Source organism: Arthrobacter globiformis, from assembly GCF_030815865.1.
Classification (GTDB): domain Bacteria; phylum Actinomycetota; class Actinomycetes; order Actinomycetales; family Micrococcaceae; genus Arthrobacter; species Arthrobacter globiformis_B.
Genome location: NZ_JAUSXI010000001.1, coordinates 3705887 through 3718106 on the forward strand (window position 1 = coordinate 3705887; position 12220 = coordinate 3718106).

General features: G+C 64.8%; 13 protein-coding genes. 1 reads left to right on the plus strand and 12 read right to left on the minus strand.

The window, feature by feature from the left end; translation table 11 throughout:
• Nucleotides 1-41: 41 nt before the first annotated feature.
• The 7 genes from QFZ33_RS17210 to QFZ33_RS17240 all read right to left on the minus strand — a co-directional run bounded on the left by QFZ33_RS17210 (nucleotide 42) and on the right by QFZ33_RS17240 (nucleotide 4712).
• Nucleotides 42-869, minus strand: a complete 828-nt coding sequence (locus QFZ33_RS17210) for a F0F1 ATP synthase subunit delta (protein WP_307029416.1) — start codon at nucleotides 867-869, stop codon at nucleotides 42-44.
• Nucleotides 869-1426, minus strand: coding sequence for a F0F1 ATP synthase subunit B (locus tag QFZ33_RS17215; protein WP_190602100.1), 558 nt, complete (start codon nucleotides 1424-1426; stop codon nucleotides 869-871). The genes QFZ33_RS17210 and QFZ33_RS17215 overlap by 1 nt, the downstream gene beginning before the upstream one ends.
• Before the next feature lie 53 nt (nucleotides 1427-1479).
• The gene (gene atpE / locus QFZ33_RS17220) at nucleotides 1480-1698 is read right to left on the minus strand and encodes an ATP synthase F0 subunit C (RefSeq protein WP_003804776.1); all 219 of its coding nucleotides are present in this window, start codon (nucleotides 1696-1698) and stop codon (nucleotides 1480-1482) included.
• A gap of 78 nt (nucleotides 1699-1776) precedes the next feature.
• A complete protein-coding gene (gene atpB, locus QFZ33_RS17225; protein WP_102972065.1) occupies nucleotides 1777-2577 on the minus strand; it encodes a F0F1 ATP synthase subunit A in 801 nt (266 codons plus the stop codon).
• A gap of 81 nt (nucleotides 2578-2658) precedes the next feature.
• Nucleotides 2659-2997 (minus strand): AtpZ/AtpI family protein, encoded by a 339-nt coding sequence (locus QFZ33_RS17230; RefSeq protein WP_214847992.1) that lies wholly within the window; start codon nucleotides 2995-2997, stop codon nucleotides 2659-2661.
• Entirely contained in the window at nucleotides 2997-3494 is a 498-nt protein-coding gene (locus tag QFZ33_RS17235; RefSeq protein ID WP_307029420.1) for a hypothetical protein, read from the minus strand. Before QFZ33_RS17235 ends, QFZ33_RS17230 begins: the two co-directional genes overlap by 1 nt.
• A 90-nt stretch (nucleotides 3495-3584) precedes the next feature.
• Entirely contained in the window at nucleotides 3585-4712 is a 1128-nt protein-coding gene (locus tag QFZ33_RS17240) for an MraY family glycosyltransferase (RefSeq protein WP_307029422.1), read from the minus strand.
• A 327-nt stretch (nucleotides 4713-5039) separates the two neighbouring features.
• Here QFZ33_RS17240 and QFZ33_RS17245 point away from each other — a divergent pair, with 327 nt between their 5' ends.
• Nucleotides 5040-5936 carry a glycosyltransferase gene (locus QFZ33_RS17245; RefSeq protein ID WP_307029424.1) on the plus strand — a complete coding sequence of 299 codons (897 nt, stop codon included), beginning with the start codon at nucleotides 5040-5042 and terminating at the stop codon, nucleotides 5934-5936.
• A 56-nt stretch (nucleotides 5937-5992) separates the two neighbouring features.
• Here QFZ33_RS17245 and QFZ33_RS17250 read toward each other — a convergent pair whose 3' ends face one another.
• The 5 genes from QFZ33_RS17250 to rho form a co-directional block, all read right to left on the minus strand.
• Nucleotides 5993-6757: a WecB/TagA/CpsF family glycosyltransferase gene (locus QFZ33_RS17250; protein ID WP_307029426.1), complete on the minus strand. Its 765-nt coding sequence runs from the start codon at nucleotides 6755-6757 to the stop codon at nucleotides 5993-5995.
• Entirely contained in the window at nucleotides 6754-7542 is a 789-nt protein-coding gene (locus tag QFZ33_RS17255) for an L-threonylcarbamoyladenylate synthase (RefSeq protein ID WP_307029428.1), read from the minus strand. Before QFZ33_RS17255 ends, QFZ33_RS17250 begins: the two co-directional genes overlap by 4 nt.
• Before the next feature lie 15 nt (nucleotides 7543-7557).
• Nucleotides 7558-8472, minus strand: coding sequence for a peptide chain release factor N(5)-glutamine methyltransferase (prmC, locus tag QFZ33_RS17260; protein ID WP_307029430.1), 915 nt, complete (start codon nucleotides 8470-8472; stop codon nucleotides 7558-7560).
• A gap of 15 nt (nucleotides 8473-8487) precedes the next feature.
• Nucleotides 8488-9561 (minus strand): peptide chain release factor 1, encoded by a 1074-nt coding sequence (gene prfA, locus QFZ33_RS17265; RefSeq protein WP_307029432.1) that lies wholly within the window; start codon nucleotides 9559-9561, stop codon nucleotides 8488-8490.
• A gap of 230 nt (nucleotides 9562-9791) precedes the next feature.
• On the minus strand, nucleotides 9792-11969 hold the full coding sequence (rho, locus tag QFZ33_RS17270) for a transcription termination factor Rho (protein WP_307029434.1): 2178 nt from the start codon (nucleotides 11967-11969) through the stop codon (nucleotides 9792-9794).
• Nucleotides 11970-12220 lie beyond the last annotated feature (251 nt).

The following is a 12220-nucleotide window of genomic DNA, read 5'->3' on the forward strand; positions in this document are numbered from 1 at the left end:
CGATGACCGGGGTTTCTATCAGTTGTGTTGTGCTTGTCCGGCTAGCCGGCCAGCTGGCGCTGAAGGTCGTTCAGGCGGGTGAGGACCGAAGCGTCGAGCACTTCGTCCCCCACCTGAACGCGGATGCCACCGATCAGCCTGGGATCAACGTTGAAGTTGACCTTCAGCTCGCGTCCGTAGAGGGAGTTCAGTCCCTGCTGCAGACGGTTCTCCTGCGTCCCCGTGAGGGGACGCGTGACGCTGACCGTCGCAATCCAGCGCTGCTGGCGCTTGGCGGCGAGCTCGGCGAAACGGCTCACGAGCTTGGTTGCCTTGATGCCACGGGGCTGCGCGACCGCCTGTCCGATGAGGACCTTGGCTTCCTCACTTGCGGAAGGAACGAGCCTTTCGGCCAGGGCGATCTTTGCAGCAGCGCTGGCTTGCGGTTCAGACAGGGCGCGCTGCACATCGTGGTTGGCAGCCACGGCCTGGTTGAAGGAGAAAAGATCGTTCTCCAGCTCTTCCAGACCGGTGATACCGGAGGCAGAAACGGCCGACTTGTTTTCAGCAACGGCGATGACCACCGTTGCGGCAAGCGTCTCGAGTGCATCGCCGATGTCTCGCGCCGATGCCCAGCGTGAGCTGGCCAGACCGGCTGCGATGTCCACGGCTTCGGCGGAAGCTTTTCCGCTGAAGAGCTGCTTGATCAACCCCGACTTTTCCTCACCGCTGCGGGAGGGGTCAGTCAGGGCGCGGCGCAAGCCAGCCGAGCTGTCTACCGCTCCCAGGATCCCGAAAAGTTCCTTTGCCAACTGCAGCGATGCAAACGGAAGCTTTGGCTCCAGCTCGGTCAGCGCCTTGGTCAGCGATTCGCTCGATACACCTGCCATTACTTAGCTACACCTGCGTTCTGGGTCTCCAGATCAGCCAGGAAGCGGTCAACGACGCGTGCTGCACGTGCGTCGTCCTCGAGGGTTTCCCCAACGATGCGGCCCGCAAGCGTGGTGGCAAGGGTGCCCACCTCCGAACGCAGCGACACAACGGCCGCTTGGCGCTCGGATTCGATCTGCGCGTGTGCCTGAGCGGTGATGCGTGCAGACTCTGCTGCAGCCTTCTCCTTCAGTTCCGCCAGGATCAGGGCGCCTTCGGCACGTGCTTCCTCACGGATACGGTTTGCCTCAGCACGGGCATCAGTGAGCTGCTGCTTGTACTCTTCGAGTGCAGCGGAAGCCTCAGCCTGAGCCTTCTCAGCCTTGGCTATGCCGCCCTCGATGGCCTCGGCACGCTCTGCAAACGTCTTCTCGAACATCGGGACAACGAACTTGACCACGATGAAAAAGAGGACAGCAAAGCCGGCGAGGACGACGCCCATTTCCCAAAGATTGGGAACGAGCGGGTTAGCCGCCTCGGCGCCTTCAGTGGCGGCTGAGATGATCAGCTGATTCATATTTCACCCGTCCTTATCTACTCGGTTCTGAATGTTCGCTTGGTTCTGAAGGTTTACTTGAGAACGAAAGCGAAGACCAGGCCCAGGATGGCGAGGGCTTCAGTCAGCGCAAGGCCGAGGAATGCGATCGGCTGCAGAACGCGCTGGGCTTCCGGCTGACGTGCCACACCGTTGATGTAGGCGGCGAACACGAGACCCACACCGATACCACCGCCGATGGCCGAGAGACCGTAGCCGATGAGGTTGAGGGAGCCGTTGATGGAGCCTTCCATTTTTCTTCCTTTCAAGATGCCATGTATATGGCAGGTTGTTTGGGTTGCTTCATCCCCACGAGGGGAAGTTTGAGGTGCCTAGTGGCTGTCGGCGTGGAGTGCGCCTTCAATATAGATCGCAGTCAGCAGTGTGAACACGTACGCCTGCAGCGCCATGATCAGCGCTTCCAGCATGTACATGGCAATCGCACCTGCGAGAACCAGCACAGAGGTGCCCTTGAGAAGGACGTTCTCCTGCATGACGAGGTATTCGATGCCCGAACCGGCAATCATGACAATCAGGTGACCGGCCAGCATGGTGGCGAAGAGACGCAGGCTGTGCGTGACCGGACGGACCAGGAAGTTGGAGATGATCTCGATCGGAATGACGATCGGGAGGATGTAGACCGGGACACCAGAGGGAACGGTAGCGAGCTTGAAGTAGCGCAGGCCGTTCTTCTTGATGCCGATGCCGATCCAGGTGACGTACACGATGGCTGCCAGCACGTAGGCGCCGCCGACGTGCGAGAAGCTCGGGAGCTGGATCACCGGGATTGCCCCGTAGATGTTGTTCACCAGGATGAAGAAGAACAGGCTAAACAGCAGCGGGACATACTTGATGAAGTCCCTGCCGCCGATGATGTCCTTGGCGATGCTGTTGCGGACGAAGCCGTAGGCGGCCTCCCCTGCGAACTGCAGCTTGCCGGGAACGAGCTGCTGCTTCCGCGCAGCGAGCACAAAGAATGTGGCGATGATGACGACGGACAGGATAACCAGCAGCATCTGCTTGGAGAATCCGTCTGCCGCACCCCACGGCAGGATTGCCGGCAGGTGCATTTCTTCAATTCCGGGAGGTGTGAACTCTCCTGAATTTTGGGCCGGGAGCGCAAGCGCGATCAACGCGTTTCCTCTCTGCAGTGTCCATCGTTGGGCGTTGGTAAGGTTCCGGCGCGCGTCATGCTTGCCCTCCCCCTCGTGAAATTATTTGGCATTACTGTTCCCGTCCTCGGACGGGCCGCTGGCTGCACCGCTCCCGCCAGTTGGTTTCCTTGAACTGGTGAGGCCGTGCATATGGGACAGATAGAACCCTCCCGCAGCTCCAAGCAGAGCGCCTACGAGCACAATCCAGCGGGTTCCCCACAGATAATCCAGTCCCCACCCTATCAAACTCCAGACGATGATTCCGCCAATTATGTAGCTAAAGACGGCCATTCCAGCGTTGTAACCGCCGTCGGAATTTACGCCTGGTACAGCGCCATGTCCGGGCGTCGGTTCGGGTGTTCCAGGCTCGTTTTTTCCGGGGTTGTTGTGCTTGGTCATCAGTGTTGCTCACCGTTCGACTTGGGGTCGCTGTCCGGTTCGGGGTCGTTGAAGATCTGCAGCCGGGCTTTGCTGAAACCGTAGATCTCGGCAGCCTGCCACGTGACCACGGCCACGACGGCACCTATGACGAACCAGCGGCCGTGCAGCCAGTCGGGAGCACCAACGGCGAACAGCACCACGGCGAAACCGATGACCTTGACGAAGTAAGTCGCCACGAACAGACCGACGGCGCCTGATGGGTTATTGCGCCCCACAAAGTGTCCGATCAGCAGGCTGATCGCGAAGAACACGACCACCAACAGGCCGCCGAGGCTGCTGGACACAACACCGGTCCAGCCGTTCAGCAGCACAGCCACCACACCGGTAAGGACCAGGGCGCCGCAGGAGACTGCCGAACTGAGTCCGAGCAGGCCGAGCCAAAGCGACCGTGTGGGCCCGGAGACGCCAACGGATCCCTTGCCGGACGCAGGTCCGGGCTCGGCGTTGGAGGTCATGCGAACCAATCTTCGGGGCAGGGTGGAGTGGTGCAGGAAAGACCTGCACCTGAATTCTACACGAGATAGAAATTTTCCGAAAAGCGCGTATTACTGCGGTGTTGGCCCTACTCCGGTGTCATCACCGCGGCGGCTCAGGTACGGCCAGGCCGTGACCAGGCCCATGACCAGGGTGGCGGCAACCATGAGGGCCAGCACCACCTGCCAGGGGTAGACGGCAAAGGCCAGACCACCGAAAGACAGCACCGCCGCCCACAGATACAGCAGCATGACCGCGGTGCGGTGCGAGTACCCGATGTCCATGAGCTTGTGGTGCAGGTGCCCGCGGTCGGCGGACCACGGTGAGCGCCCGACTGCGGTGCGCCGCACCACCGCAAGGCACAGGTCCAGGAGCGGCAGGAACAGCACGGCAAACGGCAGCAGGATGGGGATGATCGTGGGGATACCGTTGACACGATCATAAAGGCCCGAGGTGATCTGCCCGGTCGAGACCACACCGGCCGACGCCATGAGCAGGCCTATCAGCATCGCGCCGGAATCGCCCATGAAAATCTTCGAAGGAAACCAGTTGTGTGGCAGGAAGCCCAGGCAACTGCCCACTAGGACCGCCGTCAGCAGCGTGGCCAGGTCGGAACGGTCCAGGATCGGCGCGTTCCGGTGGACCCAGTAGGCGGTGAGGAAGAACGCGGATCCGCCGATGATGGCCACCCCGGCGGCCAGCCCGTCGAGCCCGTCGATGAAGTTGAACGCGTTCATCGTGACGACGATGAGGCCGGTGGTGAGGACGATGTTGATCGGGTCCGAGTCGAAGCGGATCGGTTCCGGAATGAACGGGATGATGGTCATCCGCACACCCCAGACGGCTACCACGAGCGCGGCGACAGCCTGCCCGATCAGCTTGACCCACCAGCGAAGATCCAGCAGGTCGTCCGCCACTCCCACCAGCACGATGACGGCGGCGCCCGCCAGCACACCCCACGGAGCACCGTTGTTCCGGAAGATGTCTTTGACGAAGAAGGATTGGCTTGCCACGGCCAGCGCCACCAGCACGCCGGCGAATATCCCCAGCCCGCCGAGCCGCGAGACCGGGCTTGAATGCATGTCCCGGCTGCGGATCGGGGCGAACAGCTCAAGCCGGTTACCGATCAGCCGTGCACCCCATGTGGCCCCGTAGGACACGAGCGCCGCCGTCACCATCATGGACAGGTACATGATCACGGCGCGGCCACCATTCCCAGAGGGCCGTACATGCTGCGGGTGCAGTGCATAGTGCTGGCGCAGTGGCCATGCTGCAGGCTATGCGGATGCGGATTCGGGGTCAGTCCGGGCGGACCATGCGGGCTCGATACGTGTGAATCTGACGTGCAATAAATGAAACTTCTCCGTCGCCATGCGCGCACAGACAGGCAGTGCATAGTGCCTGACGGGGCTGTATTACAGTGGACTCTAGTCAAGATACTAACGCCAACGGGTACATCGCTTCGCGTCACACGGCCATACGCCGGCGGGAAACTTGCCGACGGCTGTGCTGAAAGGATCCCCGTAATGCCAGTGTCGGTCGCAGTTGCCGCCGTGACGTTTGACCGTCCCCATGAGCTCGCCGTCCTGCTGAGGGCCATCAACGGGCAGACGGCCCGCGTGTCGACAATCTGCCTCGTTGACAGTGGCACGGTTCCCGCGAAGGACGTGGCCGCCCAGCATGCAAATGTGGACTACATCCGCTCGGAAGCCAATCTTGGTGGTGCCGGGGGCTTCTCCCTTGCGGCGCTCAAGGCCGTGGCCAGCGGCGCCGATTGGGTCTGGATGATGGACGACGACGCCGAGCCGGCGGACGCCGAGTGCCTGGCCACGCTGATCCGGGAAGCGGAGGCGCGGGACCTGGAAGCTGTTGTGCCCCTGGTGGTAGCTCCGGGGCATCCCGACCAACTCTCCTTCTTCTTCCGGCTGGACGGCAAGGTCTCCCACGACCGGGCCGCACTGGAGAAGGTGGGGTTCCTGCCGAACGACGGCCATTTCTTCAACGGCGCCCTCATCCGCTCCGATGTCTTCTTCAAGGTGGGCCTGCCGGACATGCGCCTCTTCATCCGCGGCGACGAGGTGGACTTCACCATCCGGCTGCGCAAGGCAGGCATCCGTTTCGGCACCGTTACCACGGCTGCGATCATGCACCCGCACGCTTTTTCCGAAACGAAGCACGTGTTTGGTGCCCGCTGGCACGTCATCGTCCCGGAGGGCGCGTTCAAGCGCTACTACTACTACCGCAACCGCGGCTACCTTATTCGCCGCCACTTCCGCGTGAAGTCCCTGGTGGCCGATGTTGGCGGCTACCTCGGCTATTTCCTCCGCCGGGGCGATCTCCGCGGGCTGGCGGACTGGTTCCGGGCGTTCTCCACGGGGCTGCGCGGCAAGGGATTTGGCCCGCTGAAGGACCAGAAGTTCTAACGTAGGCGGGCCGCGCAACCTGTTTTGCCCGGCGCGCCTGCCCTGTTCTGTCGGCCCTAACCGCGCAGCCGGCGCCGCAGCAGGAGTGCCAGCAGGACCCACGGCTCGCCAAACACCCGATACGCCACGCGGCGCGGATGCAGCAGCAGCCGCCACGCCCATTCCAGCCCGAGCCGGCCAAGCCAGCGGGGCGCCAGCTTCTGGATGCCGGCGATCTGCTCGATAGCTCCCCCGACGGCGCAGTAGACCGCGGGCGGCAGCGACGGAAGGCGGCGCCACAGCACCTCTTCCTGCAGCGGCATGCCAAGGCCGATCAGCACCAGCTGCGGCTGGAATTCCGCCAGCCACGCCGCAGCTTTCTCTTCCAGTTCCGGGTCCCAGTCCTCCCCCGGCATTCCGGCGACATTGGCCCCCGGCACCATGTCCTGCAGCCTCGCCACGGCCTTGGCGTTGGCAGTCGCCCCGGCTCCAAGGACGGCGATGCGGTGGAGGCCGTCCAGCCGGCCCAGCGCGGGAATCCAGTCTGTTGAACCAAGCCGGTAGTCCATGACGGGCCTTGTGGCCCGGGCCGTCTTTTCCCGGCTCCTCCCCCACAGCCAGAGGACGGGCGCGCCGTCGAGTAGGACAACGTCGCTGTTCTCGTAGAACTTCCTGAACTCCGGTTCGGAGTGGAAAAGGGTCACGCTGTGGAGATTGTGTCCCACCACGGTCCTGGTGGTGGCGTCAGCCACGAACCCGTTGAGGACTGCGGTGAGTCCGTCGACGTCCAAGGGCGTGGCGTCCACTCCGAGGACCGGTATAGGTTGCCTCTGCAGCGTCATTCGGCGCTTGCGGGCTTTTCGCCGGCGTCGGACTGCACAGGAGCGTCCGCAGCACTCTCGGGCGCAGCGTCCTCGGAGGCAGCACCCTCCGGGGCAGCGGTGACCTCAGCCTCGCCCGTGGCATTGCCGTTGATGTCGAGAACTCCGGGAACCACCTCGCGCAGCCGCTCGAGGCTGATGGCCCCGTCACGGACAACGCGCAGCGGCAACGAGGTCGCATCCACAATGGTGGACGGCCGGGCGTCGGTTCCCTCGATCGGGCGGAAACCGCCTTCAAGGTAGACCTCCACGGATTCCGCGAGCTGGGACCGTGCTTCAAAGGCTGTCTGCGCCGGAGCCTGGCCGGTCCGGTTTGCTGAGGACACCGCGAGGGGTCCGGTAACGGTCAGCAGGTCGATCGCCACCTCATCGTCCGGAATGCGAAGGGCGACGGTGCCCTTGGTCTCGCCCAGGTCCCAGTCCAGTGAGGGCTGCGCGTGGAAGATCAGGGTCAGCCCGCCGGGCCAGAAGGCCTCGGCCAGCTGGCGGGCATCCGGGTACACATCGGTGGCCAGCCCGTCGAGCGCATTCAGGCGGGGAATCAGGACGGGCGGCGGCATGTTCCGGCCACGGCCCTTGGAGACCAGCAGCATGGTGACGGCCTGCGGGGAAAAGGCATCGGCCGCGATTCCGTAGACGGTATCCGTGGGAAGGACGACGCACTTCTTCTCCAGGATCGCCCGGCGTGCGTGGGCGATCCCTTCTGTCCGCTCGTCGTCGGCCGTGCAGTTGTACGTAGTGGTCACTGCCTCATTCTTTCATTACTCCGCGGGCGGCGAGGCAAGCACAGCGCTGGTGGCGCGTTCCTTGCCGTTAAGGTCAAAATGCGTGGTGACGTCGGTCCAGTTCCCGGCCCGGTTCAGCATCGCCGATATCCAGCCTGCCTGGATTTCGGCGTGTTCCATCACGAAGTAGCCGCCGGGAACCAGGAGCCGCGCCGCCGAGGCGGCGGCCGCCGTCGGCAGTTCCATGCCGTCCGCTCCACCGCCGTAGAGCGCTTCCGGCGGGTCGTGAAGCGCCACTTCCGGTTCGTTGGGGACGGCTTCGGCGGGGATGTACGGCGGGTTGGAGACGACGACGTCGAACGTTCCGTTAAGTTCCGGCAGGGCGTCGCGCAGGTCTCCCAGCAGCAGGGTGACCCCCAGCGGCCGCAGATTCTTGGCCGCCCAGGCGTGCGCGAACTCGCTGAATTCCACCGCAAAAACCTCGGCCTCGGGCACCTCGTGCGCGATTGATCCGGCGATGGCCCCCGAGCCGGTGCCCAGGTCCACCACCTTGGGGCGGACCACGCCGGCACGTTCCAGTGCGCGCAGCCGGTCGATGACCAGCTGCACCACGGACTCGGTCTCCGGGCGCGGAATGAACACGCCGGGTCCCACTGCGAGCTGGAGGTAGCGGAAGTGCGCCACGCCGGTGATGTGCTGGAGCGGAATCCGGGTGGCGCGCTCGGCAACGAGTTCGGCATAGCCGGCAGGGGCCGGGGCATCGCCCAGCATCATGGCCCGCAGCCGCCCCAGGCCCACACCCAGCAAATGGTCGGCCAGGAGTTCGGCGTCCACCCGGGGGCTGGGAACGCCGGCCTCGGTGAGGAGCTCCGTTGCCTCCCGGACCGCGGCAGCCAGGGACTGGGCGGGCAGGGAGTGGGCAGGCGGCTCCGGAGTGTGCTCGGACGTCATGGAATCCCGGGGCTCCTAGTCGCCGATGGCGTCCAGCCGCGCCTGCTCGTCCATCTCGATGGCCGACTGGATGACCGGCTCGAGATCGCCGTTCATGACCTGGTCCAGGTTATAGGCCTTGTAACCGGTGCGGTGGTCCGCGATCCGGTTTTCCGGGTAGTTGTACGTGCGGATCCGCTCGGAACGGTCCATGGTGCGGATCTGCGACTTGCGCTGGGCGGAGTTCTCGGCGTCGATCTGCTCCTGCTGGTGCGCGAGGATGCGGGCGCGCAACACGCGCATGCCGGCTTCACGGTTCTGCAGCTGTGACTTCTCGTTCTGCATTGCCACCACAATTCCGGTGGGAAGGTGGGTGATCCGGACCGCGGAGTCAGTGGTGTTGACGGACTGACCGCCGGGCCCCGAGGACCGGTAGACGTCAATTTTGAGGTCGTTCTGGTTGATCTCGAGTTCCTCGGGCTCATCCACCTCGGGCAGGACCAGCACGCCGGCCGCCGAGGTGTGGATCCGTCCCTGGGATTCCGTCACGGGGACGCGCTGCACACGGTGCACGCCGCCTTCGAACTTGAGCCTGGCAAACACTCCTTCGGCGGGATCGTTGGAGCTGCCCTTGACGGCAACCTGCACGTCCTTGTAGCCGCCCAGGTCCGATTCGGTGGCCGAGATGATCTCGGTCTTCCAGCCGCGGGATTCGGCATAACGGGTGTACATGCGCAGCAGGTCGGCGGCGAACAGGGCCGCCTCGTCGCCGCCTTCGCCGCCCTTGACCTCAAGGATCACGTTGCGTGCATCGTCCGGGTCCCGGGGAATCAGCAGCCGCGTCAGCCGCGCCGCCGCAACCTCGACAGCTTCCTCCAGTTCAGGCACCTCGGCAGCAAAATCAGGGTCCTCGGCAGCCATCTCCCTGGCTGCCGAAAGGTCATCGTGCAGCGCATGCCACTTGTGGTAAGCCTCCACAATGCCGTTCAGCTGAGCAGACCGCCGCCCCAGCTTCCGCGCCAGCTTCTGGTCAGCATAAACAGCCGGATCCCCCAACTGCGCCTGGATAGAATCATGCTCATCCAACAGGCCCTGTACGGACTCAAACATTTTTCAAACCTTTCGTTCTGCACCTAGTTTAATCAGGCGCAAAATCGGCGCGCCACGGTGAGCGAGCCCCGTAACTGCCGCGCGGATGTTCCGCCCCGGGAGTGGCATCGGGCCTGTCGTAGCGTTGCAGCTGACGTACGCTGTACGTCAGCTGCAACGCGAAGGGGCGGGGGCGGAACATCCGCGCGGCACCCACCGCACGAACGCACCAGCGCCCGCCCCCAACTCAGCTACTTGTCGTTATCCGACTTCGCACCAAGCGTCGTCTTCTGAACCTGCATGAGGAACTCGACGTTGCTCTGGGTTTCGCGGATCTTGTTGGTCAAGAGTTCCAGGCTCTGCTGGGTCTCAAGGCCAGAGAGGACGCGGCGCAGCTTCCACATGATCTTGACCTCTTCGGCCGAGAGCAGGTTCTCTTCGCGGCGCGTACCGGAGGCGTTGACGTCCACGGCCGGGAAGATGCGCTTGTCCGCCAGCTGGCGGGACAGGCGGAGCTCCATGTTGCCGGTGCCCTTGAACTCTTCGAAGATGACCTCGTCCATCTTGGATCCGGTCTCCACGAGGGCCGTTGCCAGAATGGTCAGCGAGCCGCCGTTTTCGATGTTGCGGGCAGCACCGAAGAACCGCTTGGGCGGGTACAGCGCTGCGGAGTCCACACCACCGGACAGAATCCGGCCGGAGGCCGGGGCTGCCAGGTTGTACGCGCGGCCCAGACGGGTCATGGAGTCCAGGAGCACCACGACGTCCATGCCCATTTCCACGAGGCGCTTGGCGCGTTCGATGGAGAGTTCGGCCACGGTGGTGTGGTCGTCGGCGGGACGGTCGAAGGTGGAGGCAATGACCTCGCCCTTGACGGTGCGCTGCATGTCCGTGACTTCTTCGGGACGCTCGTCAACCAGCACCATCATGAGGTGGACCTCAGGGTTGTTGGTGGTGATCGCGTTGGCGATGGACTGCAGGATGAGCGTCTTGCCGGCCTTGGGCGGGGAGACGATCAGGCCACGCTGGCCCTTGCCGATCGGGGCCACCAGGTCGATGACGCGGGGGCCGATCTTCTTGGGGTCGGTCTCGAGGCGCAGGCGCTCGGACGGGTACAGCGGGACGAGCTTGGCGAACTCCACGCGGTCCTTGAGGTCCTCGGCGGTTTTGCCGTTCACCGAGGTGACGCGGACCAGCGCGTTGAACTTCTGGCGGGCGGACTGCTGGCCGCGGTCCTCGCCGTCGCGCGGCGCGCGGATGGCGCCAACAACGGCGTCGCCCTTGCGCAGGTTGTACTTCTTGACCTGGGCCAGGGAGACGTACACGTCGTTCGGGCCCGGCAGGTAACCGGACGTACGAATGAACGCGTAGTTTTCGAGGACATCGAGGATGCCGGCCACCGGCAGCAGCACGTCGTCATCGGTGACCTCGACGTCGTCGACGTCGGGCCCCTGGCTGCGTCCACGGCGGCGGTCGTTGCGGTCGCGGAACCGTTCGTTGCGGCTGCCGTCGCGGCTGTCCGAGCGCTCGTTGCGGTCGTTCCGGTCGCGGCGGTTCCGCCGGTTGCGGCGGCTGCCGCCGTCGTCGTCGGCGTCGCGGTTGTCGTCACGGCGGTTATCGTCGCGCCGGCTGTCATCACGGCGGGTGTCGCGTCCGCCAGCTTCGCCGGCGTCACGGCCTCCGCGGCCGCGGGCATCCCGGCGTTCGCGCTGTCCGGCTTCGCCCTCCGGTGCCTGCTCACGGGCCTCAGCACCGCGTGCTTCAGCGCCGCGGGCCTCAGTGCCGCGTGCTTCAACGCCGCGTGTTTCAGTGCCGCGCACTTCGGCGGCAGCTTCGGCGGGTGCAGCGGGTGTTTCGGCGGGAGCCGCTGCGGCTGCTTCGCCACGGCGGCGGTTGCGGGTGCGCGGCTGGCGGCGCTCTGCGCCTTCTGCCTCAGCGGAGGCTCCACCCTCGGCCGGAGCAGCAACGGGGGCCTCGGCAGCGGCCGGCGCTTCAGCGGCCGGAGCCTCGGCAGCGGTTTCAGCTGCGGGTGCGGCAACAATTCCGTCGCTCACTGCCCGGCGGCTGCGGCCGCGGCCACGTGCACGGCTTTCCTGGGCCGGAGCCTCGGCTGCTTCCGCGGCCGGGGCTGCTGCGACGGTTTCGGCAGCCGGGGCTGCCGCGCTGGCTGCAGCGGCCTTTGCGGCGGTCCGTGCCGGCGCCTTGGTGGCGGTGGCGGACGTGCCTGCACGGTGCGCGGAAATAGCCGCCACCAGGTCGCCCTTGCGCATGCGGGATCCGCCGGAGATACCGAGCTGGCTGGCGAGGGCCTGCAGCTGGGCGAGCTTCAGGCCGGCAAGGCCGCTGCTCTTGGCGGGAGCTTCCGTCAACGATCCGGAAGCAGAAGATGATATGTCCACAGCTGGCGACAGCTCAGTGGTTTCGGTCACGAAGGATCCTTCCCCCTCGACGGCGTCCAGACTGTGAGCTGGACGCGATGATTGGATCTGGGCTGCAGTTCAGATCTGCAGCCGCGATGTTCGGCCTTGCCGGTTGGAGTTCGGCCAGCAGGGCCGGATACTGATCACCTTCAAACGCTCCGCATAGCTGGCGGGGCGGCGGACTGGCGGTTCAGGGAACAGATACACATCTGTACGTTCCTGGCCAGGCCAAGCAGGTGGCACCGGAAAATATCGCGCAA